Here is an 18,825-nt window from a genome sequence, read left to right on the forward strand (position 1 = left end):
GAAATACACTTACTAAAAAAACGACATTTTATTTTTGTTATTACGACTTATCTGAAGAGAGTGCTATTTTTCGGTATTCCATTGGATTGAATTCAGTTGCCTTTTTGAAAATAGTAGAGAAATAGGAAAAATTCGAATATCCAACAGATAAAGCCACTTCACTTACAGGTAAATTTGTTCCAGCCAATAGTTCTTTTGCATATTCAATACGCTGCTGTTGCAAGTATTCGGATATAGATACCCCGGTTTGTTTTTTAAAAAGTCTTGTTAAGTAGTCAGGATTGAGATACACATAATTTGCAATTTCTTCTCTTGTTAACCGCTGTTCACCAAGATGGTTTCGAATATATTGTTTAACAATGTTAACTACAGAACCTTTTTCTTGAGGAACATGAAGCTGATTCATGGCTACATCCGAAATATAAATAACCCAATCTTTTAGAAAATCCAACGATTTCAACACTTTTACAGGCTTTTCAGTCAGCAAGTTTTGTGAAAAAACCTGATTGGCCTGAATCCCTTTTACTTGGAGTACATAAAAAACCAATTGCAAAAAATCCTGATAAAATAAATGAAGTGATTGTGCGGTTATATCATCATCTGATTTTTTCCAATCCTTAAAATATAGATTAATTGCATCCAACAATTTATCCTTTGGACCACTTTTCATTAAACTCGACCAATAATCAGGCAACAGCGGAATCGAGCATGAATCCTTTTTTTCATTTTTATACACAATGGTCTGGTTACTCTTGGTTACATTGTTACGATCAAGTTCCTGCAACAAGTGAACCATGCTTACTACCTCCTCGATAGGAACTTGATTGCCAATATAACAGCAAAGTTCGCATGAGAAATATAAAGCAAACCGAGAAATAAAATCATTAATATTACATGTAAGCTCCTCAATGTTTGCTGCTTTTACTAAGGGCAAAACGACCAAAATATAACCAGTTCCCAAATTTACCACATGGGCATTCATATTGGATTTGGCGATCTCTTCATTTACTGCATTTTGAAGGGCATTCTCCCTTAATTTTTCTTCATGTACCGAAAGCTCCTTTTTCCAACGTTGAACATGAAATAAAATGGGTAGAAAAGTTGTGTACTCCGTATATGATAAATGATGGTACTTCTTATGCTCATTAATCTTGTCAATGGTAGAAGGGACAACTTGGTGAATGAGATCAAACCAGAATCGTTCCTTCATGACCGATTGGTGCGATTTTTTCAATTGATGGTAAGACTCCTCCACCAGTTTTGTATCCAGATCCTTTTTAATTTTTTCCAATGCATTGTGAATAACACCTTCCAGCTCTTGATAATCGACTGGTTTGAGTAAATAGTTGAAACTTTTTAACTGCAATGCTTGCTTTGCATATCCGAAGTCTGAATGGCACGTTAAAAAAATCGCTTCCGTACTTGGGTAATGTTCCCTGACCCATTTTAAAAGGTCAATTCCCGATCCTTTAGGCATTTCAATATCACAAAGCAAAAGATCCACCCTATTATTTAAAAACACCTCTTGTGCCTGCCTCATGTTATTGGCTGTATAAACAGTAGAGATATGGTGCTTTTCCCAATCAACACCCGCCTGAACGCCTCTAATTGAGTGAATTTCATCATCAACTATAAGTACATGAAATTGATTCATCATCATACCCCTTTCCTTTATTGGAAATTTTTATATTGGTACCTTCATGCGGACTGTTGCACCTTTTCCTTGTTCGTTTGAAAAGTGTATATGGGCATACCCCTCATACAACAAATTGAACCTTCGCTTAACATTCCAAAGTCCAATTCGTTCCCCGTTCTGGTTTGTAAGTGATTCGTCATTTTCTAAACTCCATAAAACCTCTTCAGGGAATCCTTCACCCGTATCCTGGATTTTAATTTCCATAAAACCGGGGTCTTCATTGTCTTTTTTAACAGTTATTTTAATTTCTATTGGTTCATCCATATCAAAAGCATGTTTAATAGAATTTTCGGCAATCGTTTGAATGACCAAAGGCGGTATATTACATTTCATCAATTCCGTAGATACCTCCACATCATAATTAATAGCTTCTGGAAATCTAAGTTGTTGAATCTTTAAATAATTCTCCGTATGTTTTAATTCTTCTTCTAAGCTAACGAAATACGAATTACTACGAAACATAAACCGAAAGTAATTGGCCAGGCATTTAGACATTTCTTGAATGATGGCGAAATCCTTAACTGTTGCAAGATTATAAATAATGTTTAATGAGTTAAGGAAAAAGTGCGGGTTAATTTGTAATTGTAAATGCTTTAGTTCCGCCCTTTGTAAATTTAACTTTTCTTCGTAAACATTGATTTTTAAGTCTTTTATCTCCGATATCATATGGTTGAAGGACCCATTCATCACTTCAAACTCCGTAGAATTATGGGTCATAGGAAGCCGTACTTCCATATCACCCTCACGAAGCTTTTTCATGGCTGAAACAATTCGATTTATTGGTTGAAGAAAAACCTTTCTCATGATAAAGAAAAATAGAAATAAGAACAAAACAGCTCCAATAGAAATAACCGATGAAATTCTTTGTAAAAAAGGAAGTTTCTCTAAAATCTCACTTTCCGGTATCAATGCTAAAAGATAAAAATCACCACTTGATGATTTTTCCTTCATGACCATAAAGCGGTCATTTTCCCCAGACACTGCGAACTTATTTCCCTTCATAGTTAAGTCTATTTTTTCATCTTCTATAAATTTTTTATTGGTGATCGGCTGCAACTCGGAAGTTGCAAGCAGAGCTCTGCCTGTTTCTCCAAAATCAATATACTTAAAAGGCTTAATCAAATTGTTCACATTTACCCAAGCCCCTACGTAGACTCCATCTATATTTAAATAGTATAGAAAATAATAATTTTTCTTTCCCTTCCATAAGTTCCATTTGCCTTCAAGTAGATTTTCCGGCTTTTTCTCCAGCAAATCATGAACCTCATCCGTTGCATTCATACGGTCTGTAAAATCTTCATCATTTTTCTGAGTATATAGGAAATCTTTATAGGATGATGAATAAAGAAAAATAGAGTCAATTGCTGTATAAAAATAAGATTGATTATTGATAGAATTAAACAATCGAATTTTTGCCTCTTCGTAGTCGTTCAGATCAAAGTTTTCATGATATTGAAGGAAATATAAATCAGTATTCGCGGAAAGTTGAAATATATAATTTCCAACACCTTCCAAACTCTTATCGATTTGATCCATATAAATATTCAGCATATTTTTGTTAGATTGAGCCACTTGATTTCGAATTACATCATTAGCATAATAATTATTAATAATATGAAAGATGATTAATGGACCGATTATGAGGAAAATAGTCAAAAAGAGCTTAAACATTAATGAATTAAAAATTGGTTTAAGCGGTTTCATATGTGTTCCTCCTGATATACAACTTTATTAATATAATATTTTTTATTATACATTATCGTTGTAAAAAGATTGCGAAAATATTAAATAAATGAAACAACAATAATTGGAAGGCATTTTAATAAAGAGAGATTCATGAAAGTGTTAGTGAAGATATTAAAATATAATAAAACTTTCTATCTTAGTAAAGGAATTATCAGAATAGTTAAAAATATAAATTCTTAACTTTTTTCTGTACTTTTCCCTTTCCTTTAAAGTTATCTAAACACCTGTTTAATTACTATAAAATAATTGAAAGCCCTTTCCTACTATAAAAACGACTTCTTTTATCAAATTTCCGACTTTTTTAGCTGAATAAGGTAGACACTTCCATGTATTCGAAAACCTTTTCTCAAACAAAAAACCTCCAAATTTGTAATTTGAAGGCTCTTAACACACACAATATCATGTTTTCTGTTTCACACAGATTCGTTCTAAAAGAGCAAAAGACTGTAGTCGTGAGAAGTAATTGTTGGATGGCTGCATAGGAATTGAACCCGCCAGACCTGTCTATCAAGATGTTTAATTAGCTAATCCTTCTTTTTTCATCACTTCTTCGAGCACTTGGACCATTTGCTCTGCATCTTCCCCTTCTGCCTTAACCTTGATTTCCGCGCCGCATGGAATTCCAAGTGACATGACGCCCATAATCGATTTCAGGTTAACTTGTTTTTCCTTGTATACTAATGTCACGGCTGACTTAAATTTCGCTGCCGTGCTGACTAACACTGTTGCCGGGCGGGCATGAATACCGGTTTTGTCGACTACTGTGAAAGTTTTTTCTGCCATGTTATTGCCTCCCTTTATACTTTTCCGTTTTATATTATTTGCCTATACAAATTATAGATTTGCACGTGGAACAGGAATATCGGTTTGATCCCACATCAGGATATTACAATGTTTTTCTAGCTTAAAAACAATCTCTTTTGGTTACAAACCGATACCCCTTCTTTTTAAATTAATATTTATGATAATTTCTCACCATTGGTTTCAATGACTTCTTTATACCAATAAAAACTTTTCTTTTTAATCCGACGAAGGTCATGTTCCCCTTCTTCGTGCTGGTTCACATAAACAAATCCATAGCGTTTTTGGAAACCGTTTAACCAGCTCAATAAATCCGTAAAAGACCAAACACAATAACCTAACATTTCCACACCGTCTGTTATCGCCTCCTGAATCGCCTTTATATGAGCCCGGATAAAATCAATCCGATAATCATCATTGACGATATCGCCTTCTTCGACTTTATCGTAGGCACCTAAACCATTTTCACTTATTAAGATTGGCAGGTGATAACGATTAGTGATTCTGCGAAGCGCAATTCTTAATCCTTGTGGGTCAATATTCCAATCCCAATCCGTTCTTTCAAGATTTGGATTCTCGACGGTTTTAAACATGCCAGGAATTCCTGTATCCTTGGAAGTCCCTTTTTTCCCAGTGGTATTCATCTCACCGGCACCAACTCCGCCCACTAATGGGTTTTCTTCATAGGTGGTAGTCTGATAGTAATTTAATCCCATAAAATCAGGAGTTCCAGCACATAACAATTCAAAGTCACCATCTTCAATCGTTGGTGCTAGGCCATTTTGTTCGAGATAATTCCAAGCAGCCACTGGATATTTCCCCCAAGCATAAATATCCATCCACCAATGGTTGTTTAGCTCCTCGGCAATCTCAGCAGCAAGGATGTCTCTTGGTTTCGAGGTTAATGCATATGCTGGACTATAGGCAAAGCTAGGACCAATCTTCCCATCTGGAACATACTTACGGAATTCCTTAATGACACTAGCATTTGCCAGATTTGCATGGTGATTGACTTGATAAAATAACTTGTCATCCTTTACTCCTGGAGGATGGGCTTCCATCCGGTAGCCAAACATGGTAAAAATATTTTGCTCGTTCAAGCTAACCCAGTATTTTACCCGATCGCCAAAACGTTTAAAAAGTTCAACACTATAGTTCGTGAAATCTTCGACAATTTGCCGCGATTCCCAGCCGCCATACTCATCTTGAAGCGCCTGCGGTAAATCCCAGTGATATAACGTCAAAACTGGCTCAATGTTATTTGCCTTTAGTTCATTAATTAAACGATCATAAAATTCTAAACCTTTTTCATTTAACTGACCTTTTCCGCTTGGAAATATCCGTGTCCATGCAACTGAAAAACGGTAAGCCTTCATTCCCATCTCAGCCATTAATTGGACATCCTCTTTATAGCGGTGGTAATGGTCTACTGCAACATCCCCTGTTGTTCCTTTAAATGTTTTTCCGGGAATTCGGACGAACTTATCCCAATTGGAAACACCTTTTCCATCTTTATCCCATGCACCTTCGACCTGATATGCAGCAGAAGCAGCACCCCGAAGAAAACCATCAGGAAATGGCATTAACGTTTTATGTCTCACCATCATCACTCCTTTTCATTAAAATAATAAAGAAACTCACCAGACTGGCGAGCCATAATCTTTCGACAGAAGCGTTCATTATTTTACGTTTTGCAATTTTACCATCTCGTACAAATCCACAAACTCAGCAGCTAAATCTTTAATCGTAATCGCATTCATCAAATGATCCTGGGCATGAACCATTAATAGAGAAATTTCTGTTTTTTCGCCACGTACTTCTCCCTGAACAAGGTTTGTTTGAATTTTATGGGCTTCATTCAGCGCATTACTTGATTCCTGTAGCTTCTGTCTTGCCCCTTCAAAATCTCCGGTTTTTGCTGCAGCAATAGCTTCCATTGCTGAACTTTTTCCATTTCCTCCGTGAAGAATAATTTGAAATATAACCGTTTCTAAGTTTTCCATCATGTTTCCCTCCAAGTAGTGATTTGAAAAGATATCCCCCAGTGAATGCCTAAATAGGGGATATCCAAAATTGTTAAGATGCTTTTTTCGTACCAAATCGACTTTCTTCTGCTAATTTTTGCTTATCCCATAGTTTAAAGAATGGCAGATAGATCGCAAAAGCAATGGCCATGTTAACGATTTGTAAAACAGCTCCAGAGAATTTACCACCAGTAGCTAAGAATCCACCAACTATAGGAGGAGTTGTCCAAGGAAGCGATATTCCTACAGGCTTTGCTACTAACCCCATTTGCATCGCAAGGAAGCTGATAGTAGTGATTAGGACTGGAACTAGGATAAACGGAATAATCATGATTGGATTCATAACAATTGGCATCCCGAAGATTATCGGTTCATTGATATTAAATAATCCTGGTGCAATACCTAATCTGCCTAATGATTTCATTTGATTACTTTTTGCCGTGAATAACATGGCTAAAACGAGCGCCAGAGTTGTCCCTCCACCACCAATTAAGACGAAGATATCAATAAACTGCTGCGTAACGATATTTGGTACTGCATCCCCTGCTTGGAAAGCAACACGGTTCGCATCCATTGCTGCCAGCCAGATTGGTCCCATCACTCCACCTACGATCGTTTGACCGTGTAAACCTGTGGACCATAGCATTTGGACTAGAATTAAAGCTAAAATTGTTCCCCATAATGTACCACCTAAAGCACTAAGCGGATCTTGTAATAATTGAGTGACAACATTGTGAAGACTTTCAAAACTTGTTTGTTCCACTAATAAGCGTAACAACCAAACAATAATAACAACAATAAAACCAGGAATTAAGGCAACAAATGATTTACTTACTGCCGGCGGAACACCGTCAGGCATTCTGATCACAATTTTCTTTTGAATAATGAAGCGATATATTTCCGTAGAGATAATAGATAAAATCATTGCAATGAAAAGACCTTTACTTCCAGTTAATGCTGCAGGAATCGCCCCTCCAACCATGATCGCCTCTGTTGCACCCTCAGGTGTAAAAGAAACTTGGTATGGAGTAGCTAGCAAGAATGCAACTAGCGAAATAACCCCTGCTGACAATGCATCAACGTTATACTTTTCAGCTAAGCGATAGGCAATGGCAAATACTGCCACTAGAGCCATAATATCAAACGTTGCTCCCACTGGATATAACAATTTCCCTAACCATTCATCTCCGAATATACCTGCCATGAAATCAGCGTAGCCATCAATTGGAATAAAGCCTAAGATTAAAAATATTGACCCAATGATCATCAATGGCATCGTGGCAATTAGTCCGTCTCTCAACGCTTGCAGGTGTCTTTGACCAGCAATCCGGCCGGCAGTCGGCATAACTTTTTCTTCTAAAAAAGCTGTTAGTTTATTCATCCGCTATTCCCCCATATTTCTTTATTTATATAACACAACCTATTTATTAACTAATTGGATTGCCGCTTTTAATACCTCTGTCCCATTAACCATTCCGTAGTGAACCGGGTTAATCGCATCCACAGGGACATTATTTTCTTCTCCCAACTTTTTCATCGTTGGCAGCATATAGCGTACTTGAGGCCCAAGCAATAGAACATCCGCTTGAACAATATGGTTTTTAACTGCGTCGACACCCTCTGCCCAAATTCTACATTCAAGTCCCTGCTCCTTAGCGGCAGTTTCCATTTTTGTTACTAATAAGCTTGTAGACATTCCTGCTGAACAACATAATAAAATGTTCATTTTTTCATCCCCCTAATCGTTTTTAAAATTTTTCAAGAGAAGAATTTAAAGGATATTAATCCTACTCACGAAAACTTCTTCTCCTAACTCACTGTAGGACTTTTTGCTGTCCTCCCTTGATGTCTTTATTGTATTTTAAAAACGTTTACATTTACATCTATCCTTTTTCCGTTGCTTAACGGAAAAATCTGATTGTTTCGAAAACACTTTCTTTCATATTGGCTGTGTTAAACTTGTCTGTTGATTTCCGTTCCAGGCACTTCGCTTTCCGCGGGCGTGCCGGAGAGCCTCCTCGTCGCTTTGCTCCTGCGGGGTCTCCCCTGCCCCGTACTCCCGCAGGAGTCTTCGTGCCTTCCACTCCAATCAACAGAGTGTCAAAATCAACATTAATCTTTAACACAGCCTTCATATAAAAAACAAAAAGGACCAGCGATTTGCTGATCCTGTCATTTTTCTTTATAAAGCTGTTCGGCCGCCCGCAAGACCGCTTGACCATTAAAGGTTCCATAATGCACCATATCAATGATTCCTACAGGTATTCCCTTCTTATCACCTAACTCTTTAAACTGTGCATACAAATAGCGGACTTGCGGCCCGAGCAAGAGGACATCAGCCTGGTTAATTTCTCTGCTGACCACGTCAAAGGGTACAGCCCAAATGTTATAGGAGAGATTTTCCGCGATTGCGGTCTTTTTCATTTTGGAAACCAAAAGGCTGGTCGACATGCCAGCGGAACAACATAATAAAATATTCATTTCTTCCCCTCCATGGACTAGGCGCTGGCCTGCTTTCGACCTGCGGCTCTATCTATTTAACCCGTATGTCCATTTTCTAAAGCTGTTAGTGCTTTCTGGAAAAAACAGCCGCAAACTCTTTGTAGTTTTTACATTTAATTAACTGCTGTACAACCTGACTATCATCAATCAGTTCTAACAGATAATCATACATATTTTGCAACTCACTTCCGCTATTCTTCTCAACACTGAGCAGACAAACAAATTGAACCCTTTTCCCGCCCCATTCAATCGGCTTCTTTAACGTACAAATCGTCCAAAAGGTTGAGTCTGTCTGTGGTGTCACAGAGTGAGGAATCGCGACTAAATTTCCATAACTCGTCGGTGAAAGTTTTTCTCTTGCCAGGACACTTTCCAAAAAGTGCTCATTAACGAGTCCTAAAGACTGCAACTGGCTGCATAAAAAGTTCAGTACTTCATCCCTTGTCTCAAAATCCTTTTGGAAAAAAACTAATTCCTCTTTTGTATAGGGCAGTTTTTGTACTGCTTGTCCGGTTAAAACTGTTTCGATTTTTTTAAAGTCCTCACCGCCTAAAATCGTATGAACTTGAATAACGGGTACGGGAAGACCTGTTAAAATAGGAATGGTACTAATGATGAAATCAAGGGCATGCATGGTGATTTGATTAAGTTTGTAATAATCAGTGGTTCCAACAATTTCAAGCTTGTCACCGAACTTTGTATTAATTTTAGAAGCTAACAGCCGGGCACTGCCAAGCCCTGAGGCACAAACGATCAAGCATCTTTTGACCTTTCTTCCACTCTTGGCATTTTCGATTGCCGCACCGAGGTGCAGGGCTAAATAACCAATTTCACTCTCATTAATGTCAACTTCCAATTTCTCTCTTAGCACCATGCTTGCAATCACTGCAGCTTGGAAAGCAGCTGGATAATTCGATTTAATTTCATCAAGCAAGGGATTGGGTAAATGAATCCCATAATGAAAGCGGTGAATCGCAGGTTTCAAATGAAGGCAGATTGCCATATACAATTCCTGGTCATTTTTGATGCCCAAGCTAAGTTCCCGGTCAATGGTTTCGAGGATTTCATTCACAATGTCATCAATCTGTTTACCGATCATTTCATGAATTGTATTATCATCCAGATGAAGCTCTGTCACCATTTTTGTCCCCAATAAATGGATGGTGATATAGGCCACTTCCTGGCCAGGAAACGTAACAGCTAATCCTTTTTCAAGTTCGTTGACAATTTCCTTCGCAACCTCGTATTGTTTTTCATGTTGCAGTTCAATTAAATCCTTAGAATACATCGTTACATATTTTTTACTTTTTATTCGGTGGTAAGCAATAGCGAGATGTATAACCAGGTTACATAATCCAATATCAGAGAGGCTGATATTGTGATCGTTAATTCGCTCCAAAATTACCTGGCGGATATACACCATATCTTCGTTTGTGAATATGGGCAAATCGTTATCCCCTAAACAAACGTCATGTTTCATTTTTTGAAAGAGAAAATCAGCCATGCACAAACGCAGCTTAAACTCCTCGCCATTGACTTTCAAGCCAAAATTCGGGCGTTTATCAAGGGTAATTCCATAGCGGCCAAAAATCCGCTTAACATCCTTTAAGTCATTCTGTAAGGTGGATCGGCTGATAAATAATTCATCGGCAATATCGTCCAGCTTGCAGTATTCTTCTGCAAGCAAAAGCCGTTTCATAATATAATGTACTCGATCTTCCGGGAAGGTTGGAATATCAACGTATTTTTCTTTTTCCTGATCGACAATCCCGTGCAAAAGCTGGCGAAAAGATTGGTCCTCCTGAATCACTAGTTCGTATCCGGTCCCTCTAATGGATTTAATTGAGGCACCGAAATCTTTTAGAATTTCCTCCAACTCCCTTATATCATTCCTGACCGTTCTCGAGGTTACCGCGAGAACTTTAGCCAAATACTCACTTGTCAGTGGTGTTTCCGCTTTCATCAACTGGCGCAGTATAGACGTCATTCGGGCATTTAGCATAATTTCCCTCCCCCCTTACACTGAATAGATAATTGGCAGTATCCTAACCTATTAATCTATCGAATTTAATCATTAATGAATACCCGCCATTGGCAATTGTTTAAGACTTTCTGGCATGTAGTTCCAGACTGCTATGATTGAAAATTAGTTCATCAGATTAAGTATACAATTAAGCGCTTTCACTTCCATACAAAAAAATTCCGCTAGTCAACGGAAATTTTTATTCATGCATAACCTCAATGAAATATCTACTTGATTTTTCATTGAAATCATAAAAAAAACACCTAATACTTTGGTAAAATACAGGTAGCTAAACCCAATATACAAAGCAAGGTTTCATCTATAGGATAATGAATAATGACTACCTACGCAAAGTTAAATATTGGATGCCTTCTTAGGAAAGAAAATATAGTGCTTTTTCAAGTAAACGTTACGAGGATATAACCGGAAAGGATACGTTGTATTGTTTTTTGAATACATCATCCAAGTTATTAACAGTCAGTACACCGGATATAGTCAAATGATTTCAATATCGAATTCCATGTACTTGTTTAAATTATGACTTAGTGGCCCGTCTTCCGTAATTAAGTAATCAAGTTCTGAAACGGGACCAACCAAGTAATTGGAAATCGTATTAAGTTTACTTCTTGTAACCAGGGTTGCGATCTTATTTGAACTTTTAATCATCTGCCGTTTAGCATAAGACTCTTCTATATGAGGGATGCTGATTCCAAAGTCAGGGTGCAGGGAATACACTCCTAAAAAACAGAGATCGGCTCTAATATTTTTAAGCACATCAATTACATCCAATCCTACTGTCACAAAAGATTCCTTAAAAAAAGTTCCGCCCAAAAGGATGATATCTGTATTTGGATGTTTTGATAACGCCAAACTAATAGAGGGACTATTGGTAATAACGGTCCCTTTAAACTCTATTGGAATTTCTTGAGCCAGAAAAAGATTTGTTGTACTTCCATCTATTAAAAGAACTTGTCCATCTTTAATAATCTTCACTGCTTTTAAGGCTAATTCTTTTTTTGCATCTATATTTTCTTCCGTTCTTTCAGAAAATGTTAAAGCGCTCGCAGATGCAGGAAATGCCCCGCCGTGTACTCTTTTGAGCAGACCTAATGAATCCATTTCCCTTAAATCTCGTCTAATTGTGTCCTCAGAAACATCCCATTTCATGCTTAATTCTTTAGCAACGACTTTCCCTTCTTTTTCAAGTATTTGTAAAATTTTGCTTTGTCGTTCTTTTCTTAGCATAACAATGATCAGCCTCCGTGTTTTTGCATGTTTTTTCTTACATTATATTATTTTTTCTTGAATTCACCAATTTTTTTTAAAATCGGCAAAATTATTCTTGTTTTTTCTTGTTTATAAAGATAAAATATACTTGAATAAGAAAAAACTTGCGTTAAAATGCAAAAACAAGAAATCATTTAAGGTAAGAAACCTATACTCTCATTTTGTGCCAATTTAAAATTCATTCGAAATAAAAGGAGGAAAAAAAGATGAATAATAGTATTGAAACACTAGCTGTAAATACGATTCGTACCTTATCCATTGACGCGATTAATAGTGCTAATTCCGGTCATCCAGGCCTGCCTATGGGGGCAGCTCCAATGGCCTATGCACTTTGGGCAAATCATCTAAATCATAATTCTGCAAATGCAAAATGGTTTAATCGAGATCGTTTTATTCTTTCTGCCGGACACGGATCTAGCTTGTTATATAGTTTGCTTCATTTAGCTGGGTACAATGTATCTTTAGAAGATTTAAAAAGTTTTAGAAAGCTAAATAGCAAAACACCTGGTCATCCCGAATTTGGTCACACAGATGGTGTAGAAGCAACAACTGGGCCTTTAGGGCAAGGGATTGCTAATGCAGTAGGAATGGCGATGGCTGAAGCGCATTTAGCTGCAAAATTCAATCAGGATGGCTACCCCGTAATTGACCATTATACATATACTTTAGTGGGCGATGGAGATTTAATGGAAGGCGTCTCTTATGAGGCCATGTCTATGGCCGGCCATATGAAACTAGGAAAATTAATTGCATTATATGACTCAAATGATATTTCTTTAGACGGAGAATTAAACCTATCATTTTCAGAGGACATTCAAAAACGAACAGAATCTGCTCATTGGCAATATTTACGAGTAGAAGATGGCAATGATGTAGCAGAAATCTCAAAAGCTATTACACTAGCTAAACAAAATACAAACCAACCAACCTTGATCGAAATTAGAACCACTATCGGTTATGGAAGTCCCAAAGTTGCAGGAACAAACAAGGCACATGGAAATCCACTTGGAGCAGAAGAAGCTCGTGCAACAAAACAGGTATATGGCTGGAACTATGAAGAGGATTTCTTTGTACCGGAAGAAGTTAAAGCCCATTTTGAAGAGCTAAAACAAAGAGGAATTAGCCAAGAACAACAATGGAACGCACTATTCCAGTCTTATCAAGAGACATATCCTGAATTAGCAAAAGAACTGCAACAAGCCATCACGGGAGAAGTTTTAATTAATGCGGAAGACATCCTGACATTTGAAACAGGTAAAACCATCTCAACCCGTGTAGCCAGTGGAGAAGCCATTAACCATTTTGTAAAATCAGTACCTTCTATTTTTGGAGGAAGTGCGGATCTTTCTCATTCCACAATGACAGATATAAAGGAAGACGCAGCATTCGCGGTAGAATCATTTAGCGGAAGAAATATTTATTTTGGTGTCCGCGAACACGCGATGGGAGCGGCTGGCAATGGTTTGGCTCTACATGGCGGGGTAAAGCCATTTGTAAGCACATTCTTTGTTTTCAATGATTATCTCAGACCATCCATTCGTCTGGCAGCCTTGCAAAAGCTTCCAATCACTTATGTATTTACTCATGACTCGATTGCGGTTGGTGAAGATGGTCCAACTCATGAACCAATTGAGCAGCTAGCTTCTCTTCGTGCAATCCCAGGGTTAACTGTAATTCGTCCATCAGATGCAAACGAATCTGCAAGTGCTTGGGCTTATGCACTAAACCAAACAGACGGTCCTGTTGCCCTGGTTCTGAGCCGTCAAAACCTGCCTGTGTTCCAAGAAACACAAGCCAATTTAGACAACCTTTCAAAGGGAGCTTACGTATTAACGCAAACAAATGACCAGCCAGAGGTTATCTTGATCGCAACTGGTTCGGAAGTGTCATTAGCCATTAACGCGAAAGCTGAACTTGAAAAAGAAAATGTATCGGTTCGTATTGTCGCTATGCCAAGCTGGGAACTATTCGATCGTCAACCGAAAGAGTATAAAGAGCTTGTCCTCCCTGCTTCTATTAAAAAGCGTGTGGCACTTGAAATGGGTATCTCTCTTGGATGGGAACGCTATGTAGGATTAGAAGGGAAAGTATTATCTATTGATACATTCGGTGCTTCTGGAACGGGCGCTGCAGTCATGGAGCTATTTGGATTTACGACAGAAAATGTTGTTCGAACTGCAAAAAGTCTACTATAATCTTAAAATGGAGGAAATATACGATGAAATTATTTATTGATACTGCTAATCTTGTTGATATTAAAAAGGCATATAAAATTGGTGTTATATCAGGTGTTACAACTAATCCTTCCCTAGTTGCGAAGGAAGGCGTAAAATTCGAAGACCGCATTGAAGAAATCTGCCAAGCAGTTCCACGGGTAGAATCTGTTTCCGCTGAAGTAACTCCAGATGCCGTTACAGCTGACGAAATGATTGCTCAAGCTGAGGAGCTCATTAAAATTAACGGCGGAGATGAGAAAATTACAATCAAGCTTCCTATGACTTTAGACGGTTTAGAGGCTTGCCGTTATCTTGCTGATAAAGGCGTTAAAACAAATGTCACACTTATTTTCACAGTAAACCAAGCACTATTAGCAGCTCGTGCAGGTGCAACTTATGTATCTCCATTTTTAGGACGCTTAGACGATATTTCCGAAGACGGCGTACAATTAGTATCAAAAATAGCTGAACTGTTCCGCATTCATAATTTCGACTCACAAATTATTGCAGCATCTGTTCGTCACCCAGATCATGTTACTCGTGTAGCAATGGCAGGTGCACATATTGCAACGATTCCGTTTTCAGTAATTGAGCAAATTTCAAAACATCCACTTACTAATCAAGGGATCGAAAAATTTGCTGCAGATTGGGAAAATACTCTTAAAAACTAAGTTTAAGATAAATCACGACAGGTTAATCGCCTGTCGTGTTTTTAATTCCTAATTTGTTATTTAAGATTTTCAATTGCCGCTCTTTCAATTTCAAGTCCCTTAGTATAACGTTTCATTATCTGTTTTGTTTAGCATATAAGATGCCAGTAGGGCGATCCCTCACGCTCCGACGGCATAATAACTTTCCAAATTGTCAGTTTGGACTGGCAATGTAACATTTCCATTTTCAACATCAAAATTACCATCTACTATTTGGGTTGGCTCCGCTAAAAATCCAGTTAGTCCTGTATTACCAGCACGCCATACCGTTTCATGCACCTTTTAGCATTTGCTAGAAAGCTAGGACTATTTTGGTTACCAGTAATTTTTTAAACACAATGTTACTTTCACCTGTAGTACCACCAAATAATTTGTTGGCTTGTTTCTTGCTCTCATCAACTGTAGAGAGTCCATAAAGTCCAGGACCAAAAGAATCCCCCTCTGCATTCCCCTTAACAACACTTACTTTTAGCCATATCCTCTTGCAAAACAGCAAACCACTCGTATAGCCACCATACTCCATTTGGTTCGTTTTGGCCTGACTAATAAGGAACTATATGAATTTGCAGTATTCCAGTAAGTCAATTAATTTAATTATAAATAATGAAATGAAATATTACCTGTATTTATAGAAAACAGATAATGTTTATAATTTTTTGTTTTATAAACCAATAACAAGAAATTGATATATATAAATCTATAAAAAAAGGAAATCTGATGAATTACGATCAGATTTCCAGATAATAAGAAGGATAAACTTCACACTTCTAGTATTATGTGTCTTTTAAACTAAAGATTATTAGCCAAGGATATCAAAAGTTTAGCCTGTTGATCAGTAAGCACCTTTCCACTTTGGGCGGTGAGTTCATTTACATACGCCTTCAGCTTACCCTCTACAGCCTGTTTGTTACCATTAGCGGCCGCTTCTTTTGCTGACTGAAGTTTTGCAACTAGTGATTGCGACACCCCATCCTTACTTACAAAAGATTGAGTCAATCGGCTTAAACTATCAAAATCAACAGTTACTGTAAATTCGGTTTCAACTACCGCTGTATTTCCGGCTTTGTCAGTAGCCGTGGCCAAGAGTTTATGAACACCAACCCCGAAATAATAAGCATATCCTTCAGTGCTTGGACAATTCACGGAAGCAACCCCTGACAAATCATCAGCTGCACTGCAGGTAATCGCTATCTTGGCATCAATTGGATAGGTATCATCATTACCGATAAATTGAATCACAGGAGGAGTAATATCTTTCTTGACATGAACCTCACTAATGGCCATATAGCCTCCATCAACTGTCGTTGCAGTGATCTTTGCTATACCTTCCTTAAATGCGGTAACATTCCCATTTTCATCTACAGCAGCTACTTCTTCATTATTGCTAGACCACAGGACCTCTTTATTAACTGCCTCATTAGGTGTTACAATTGCAGACACCCGTTCTTTTTGTCCTTGTACTAGTTCCAATTTTTCCTTATCTACCGTAACGCCTGTTACTTTTTGAATAAGATCTTCGTTTTTAACTTTGGGAACATTTGCAAGTAAAGCCTCATGTTCTCGTTTTGTAACCGGCAATACTGTCCCATGGCGAGGGCGTGCAGGTAAACTATAGTTTGTAGACATCTTCCACTCACCTGACTGTAAATCGGTTGTTTCAAAAGGTACATACCCTTTGCCGCCAAATTCATCAATAAACATGTACCACTTATCCTCCGTATTGGATTTAAAGATGGTAGGTCCTTCACCAGCACTGATTGACCCTTTTCCAATCCCCTCTTTAATAAGATTAAAAGTAGAATCAAAAACCGAATCTCCAACTTCTTGGAAAACAAATTTACCGTTTGGTGAAGATGTTGAGTTGTTTCTTTCATCTTTTGTAAAACGATACACTTTTCCATCATGTTTAATCATTGTTGTATCAATAACAGAATATCCATAATCCATATAAACTTTTGGTTCCGTAAACGTATAGAAATCTCTTGTTTTGCTATACATCATTTTGTTGTAGGTAGAGCCGCTATGCGCTTCATTGTCATACAATTTGGAAGCCCAGTACACAATATATTCACCAGTCGTGTCATCATACGTAACTTCAGGAGCCCATGTATTTCCAGCCTCTTTTGGAGATACTTCTACCATTCTTTGCTCTGACCAATTAATTAAATCAGTAGATTCCCATACCATTATAGAGCGGCTGCCAGTCCTTTGGGATCTGTCCCAATTCCAATCTCCATTAATTTTTAAATCTGTGGAAATTAAATAGAACTTATCACCTTCAGGGGAACGAATGATAAATGGATCTCTAAGTCCTTTTTCACCCAAATTAGAAGTGATTGCTGGAGCCCCATTGTTTAACTCCTGCCATTTAAGCGGATTGTTTCCTGCACTTAAGGCAAAATAAATTTGTTCACCGTTCGAATAACCTTCTCCTGTAAAATAACTGAAAACGTATCCTTCATAGTTCTCCTTTTTTGGCATTTCTTTCACTTTAGCTAAAAACGCTTTTGTGATTGACTCCTTGTGTAATGTGAGAGTTGCCGTCAATTTAACCGTTTTATCACCTTCACCATTTCCAGGACGTTTCACTTCTCCAGTTGGTGTAATGATAGATGGGTCATTTGATTTCCATGTGATCGTAGAACCATTAGCTCCCGTTTTCGGTAAAGTTAGATTGCCGCGAACATCATTAATGTTATGAACTTTCAAATCTTCTGCATCCATACGAACGGTCACTGAATCTTGAGGTTTCTTTAATACTGTAACAATAAATTCTTTTGTTAAAGTCTTTGTACCATCCGTAATATTAGCTGTAATTCCTACCGATTGGTCACCATTTTCAAAAGAAGGTCTACTAACTTTCCCATCATTTGTAATAATATTTTGATTTTGTGATTCCCAAGTAATGGTTGTTCCAAATGCCCCGTTTCTAGGGAATGATAAATCCGAATTAATTTCGTCTTTGTTTTGATTTTGATTGATAAAAATGGAGTAATCTAATTTTTCTACCGCATGATTTAGCAGCAGTCCATCCATGGCAGCAATTTTTTTATCAGCCTCTACTTTAAGTTTACTTACTTCTGTTGCTGTCAAAGCTCCATTAAACACTTTAAAATCTGCAATCATGCCTCCAAAATATGGGTCAGCAGAATAAAAGGAACGCCCGATAAAACCACTTGTTCCATTAACATTGTTGATTTGTGCTAGAGTATAACCGTTCGTAGAACCAGTCCCCACTTCAACCCCATCAATGTACAGCTTTATCGTTTTATCTACACCTGACATAACAGTAGTTATTAACTTCCATTCACTCGACTTTAACGGCCCAGTTGTCGCATTTGCACCCGCTTCATTCATCCAGCTTGTTATCCCGATACCTGCTCTTGAAGAGCGGTCACCCGAGTTACGCTTCGGCGTCGTAAACAAATATTTATTACTGTCCTGACCTAACGCATATAACCATTCTGCTTCATTAGCACCCTTCCAATTTACCAAAGAAGAAACGGTGATACTATCCAAATTATTTAATATACCTTTAGGCATTTCAATATATGAACTAGTTGAACCGCCCTTAAAGCTTACAACTCCTGCATCTGTTCCCTTAATAAGGTCGGCGTTTTGGGAATTCACCAGCTTTCCATCAAAATTCCCGATGCTATCTTTCACTGTTGTACCTTCAATATTGTTCATATCATAATCAAGAATTAACTTAACTTCTTGTGGTTCATCAGCAAATGTTGCTTGAGGAGCCATTCCTGACACTGTGTTGAAGAGCATCATGGTTAATAAAAAATTTGAAAACAGTTTTTTCTTCTTCATA

General features: G+C 37.7%; 16 protein-coding genes. 2 read left to right on the top strand and 14 right to left on the bottom strand.

What is annotated here, in order from left to right:
- Positions 1 to 40 precede the first annotated feature (40 nt).
- The 11 genes from FS608_RS15570 to FS608_RS15615 all read right to left on the bottom strand — a co-directional run bounded on the left by FS608_RS15570 (position 41) and on the right by FS608_RS15615 (position 12,037).
- The gene (locus FS608_RS15570; RefSeq protein ID WP_186328752.1) at positions 41 to 1,654 is read right to left on the bottom strand and encodes a response regulator transcription factor; all 1,614 of its coding nucleotides are present in this window, start codon (positions 1,652 to 1,654) and stop codon (positions 41 to 43) included.
- A 30-nt stretch (positions 1,655 to 1,684) separates the two neighbouring features.
- Positions 1,685 to 3,400 (bottom strand): sensor histidine kinase, encoded by a 1,716-nt coding sequence (locus tag FS608_RS15575; RefSeq protein ID WP_144552543.1) that lies wholly within the window; start codon positions 3,398 to 3,400, stop codon positions 1,685 to 1,687.
- Between the two features lie 558 nt (positions 3,401 to 3,958).
- Positions 3,959 to 4,225 carry a phosphocarrier protein HPr gene (locus FS608_RS15580; RefSeq protein ID WP_144552545.1) on the bottom strand — a complete coding sequence of 89 codons (267 nt, stop codon included), beginning with the start codon at positions 4,223 to 4,225 and terminating at the stop codon, positions 3,959 to 3,961.
- A gap of 176 nt (positions 4,226 to 4,401) precedes the next feature.
- A complete protein-coding gene (locus FS608_RS15585) occupies positions 4,402 to 5,844 on the bottom strand; it encodes a glycoside hydrolase family 1 protein (RefSeq protein WP_144552547.1) in 1,443 nt (480 codons plus the stop codon).
- Between the two features lie 78 nt (positions 5,845 to 5,922).
- Positions 5,923 to 6,249, bottom strand: coding sequence for a PTS sugar transporter subunit IIA (locus FS608_RS15590; protein WP_144552549.1), 327 nt, complete (start codon positions 6,247 to 6,249; stop codon positions 5,923 to 5,925).
- 70 nt (positions 6,250 to 6,319) lie between these two features.
- Positions 6,320 to 7,648, bottom strand: coding sequence for a PTS cellobiose transporter subunit IIC (celB, locus tag FS608_RS15595; RefSeq protein ID WP_144552551.1), 1,329 nt, complete (start codon positions 7,646 to 7,648; stop codon positions 6,320 to 6,322).
- A gap of 39 nt (positions 7,649 to 7,687) precedes the next feature.
- On the bottom strand, positions 7,688 to 7,993 hold the full coding sequence (locus tag FS608_RS15600) for a PTS sugar transporter subunit IIB (protein WP_144552553.1): 306 nt from the start codon (positions 7,991 to 7,993) through the stop codon (positions 7,688 to 7,690).
- 175 nt (positions 7,994 to 8,168) lie between these two features.
- A complete protein-coding gene (locus FS608_RS30330; protein WP_222127360.1) occupies positions 8,169 to 8,402 on the bottom strand; it encodes a hypothetical protein in 234 nt (77 codons plus the stop codon).
- A 37-nt stretch (positions 8,403 to 8,439) separates the two neighbouring features.
- Positions 8,440 to 8,748, bottom strand: a complete 309-nt coding sequence (locus tag FS608_RS15605) for a PTS sugar transporter subunit IIB (RefSeq protein ID WP_144552556.1) — start codon at positions 8,746 to 8,748, stop codon at positions 8,440 to 8,442.
- 85 nt (positions 8,749 to 8,833) lie between these two features.
- Positions 8,834 to 10,771, bottom strand: a complete 1,938-nt coding sequence (locus tag FS608_RS15610; protein WP_144552558.1) for a BglG family transcription antiterminator — start codon at positions 10,769 to 10,771, stop codon at positions 8,834 to 8,836.
- A gap of 516 nt (positions 10,772 to 11,287) precedes the next feature.
- Positions 11,288 to 12,037 carry a DeoR/GlpR family DNA-binding transcription regulator gene (locus FS608_RS15615; RefSeq protein WP_144552560.1) on the bottom strand — a complete coding sequence of 250 codons (750 nt, stop codon included), beginning with the start codon at positions 12,035 to 12,037 and terminating at the stop codon, positions 11,288 to 11,290.
- Positions 12,038 to 12,285: 248 nt separating this feature from the next.
- Between FS608_RS15615 and tkt the strand changes: the two genes are divergently transcribed.
- Entirely contained in the window at positions 12,286 to 14,274 is a 1,989-nt protein-coding gene (gene tkt, locus FS608_RS15620; protein ID WP_144552562.1) for a transketolase, read from the top strand.
- Positions 14,275 to 14,297: 23 nt separating this feature from the next.
- Positions 14,298 to 14,966: a fructose-6-phosphate aldolase gene (gene fsa / locus FS608_RS15625; RefSeq protein ID WP_144552564.1), complete on the top strand. Its 669-nt coding sequence runs from the start codon at positions 14,298 to 14,300 to the stop codon at positions 14,964 to 14,966.
- 159 nt (positions 14,967 to 15,125) lie between these two features.
- Here the strand turns inward: fsa and FS608_RS30335 are convergent, their stop codons facing one another.
- The 3 genes from FS608_RS30335 to FS608_RS15635 all read right to left on the bottom strand — a co-directional run bounded on the left by FS608_RS30335 (position 15,126) and on the right by FS608_RS15635 (position 18,824).
- On the bottom strand, positions 15,126 to 15,284 hold the full coding sequence (locus FS608_RS30335) for a hypothetical protein (protein ID WP_186328761.1): 159 nt from the start codon (positions 15,282 to 15,284) through the stop codon (positions 15,126 to 15,128).
- Positions 15,285 to 15,297: 13 nt separating this feature from the next.
- A complete protein-coding gene (locus tag FS608_RS30815) occupies positions 15,298 to 15,528 on the bottom strand; it encodes a hypothetical protein (RefSeq protein ID WP_144552566.1) in 231 nt (76 codons plus the stop codon).
- 266 nt (positions 15,529 to 15,794) lie between these two features.
- Entirely contained in the window at positions 15,795 to 18,824 is a 3,030-nt protein-coding gene (locus tag FS608_RS15635) for an immunoglobulin-like domain-containing protein (RefSeq protein ID WP_144552568.1), read from the bottom strand.
- Position 18,825: the final 1 nt, after the last annotated feature.

Source organism: Bacillus sp. X1(2014), from assembly GCF_007678255.1.

Bases quoted from the DNA above. Each gene is read 5' to 3' on its own strand.
- FS608_RS15605 (WP_144552556.1), bottom strand. From the start codon at position 8,748: ATGAATATTTTATTATGTTGTTCCGCTGGCATGTCGACCAGCCTTTTG.
- FS608_RS15575 (WP_144552543.1), bottom strand. From the start codon at position 3,400: ATGAAACCGCTTAAACCAATTTTTAATTCATTAATGTTTAAGCTCTTT.
- fsa (WP_144552564.1), top strand. From the start codon at position 14,298: ATGAAATTATTTATTGATACTGCTAATCTTGTTGATATTAAAAAGGCA.
- FS608_RS30330 (WP_222127360.1), bottom strand. From the start codon at position 8,402: ATGAAGGCTGTGTTAAAGATTAATGTTGATTTTGACACTCTGTTGATT.
- FS608_RS15590 (WP_144552549.1), bottom strand. From the start codon at position 6,249: ATGATGGAAAACTTAGAAACGGTTATATTTCAAATTATTCTTCACGGA.
- FS608_RS15580 (WP_144552545.1), bottom strand. From the start codon at position 4,225: ATGGCAGAAAAAACTTTCACAGTAGTCGACAAAACCGGTATTCATGCC.
- celB (WP_144552551.1), bottom strand. From the start codon at position 7,648: ATGAATAAACTAACAGCTTTTTTAGAAGAAAAAGTTATGCCGACTGCC.
- FS608_RS15610 (WP_144552558.1), bottom strand. From the start codon at position 10,771: ATGCTAAATGCCCGAATGACGTCTATACTGCGCCAGTTGATGAAAGCG.
- FS608_RS15600 (WP_144552553.1), bottom strand. From the start codon at position 7,993: ATGAACATTTTATTATGTTGTTCAGCAGGAATGTCTACAAGCTTATTA.
- tkt (WP_144552562.1), top strand. From the start codon at position 12,286: ATGAATAATAGTATTGAAACACTAGCTGTAAATACGATTCGTACCTTA.
- FS608_RS15570 (WP_186328752.1), bottom strand. From the start codon at position 1,654: ATGAATCAATTTCATGTACTTATAGTTGATGATGAAATTCACTCAATT.
- FS608_RS15615 (WP_144552560.1), bottom strand. From the start codon at position 12,037: ATGCTAAGAAAAGAACGACAAAGCAAAATTTTACAAATACTTGAAAAA.
- FS608_RS30815 (WP_144552566.1), bottom strand. From the start codon at position 15,528: ATGGAGTATGGTGGCTATACGAGTGGTTTGCTGTTTTGCAAGAGGATA.
- FS608_RS15635 (WP_144552568.1), bottom strand. From the start codon at position 18,824: ATGAAGAAGAAAAAACTGTTTTCAAATTTTTTATTAACCATGATGCTC.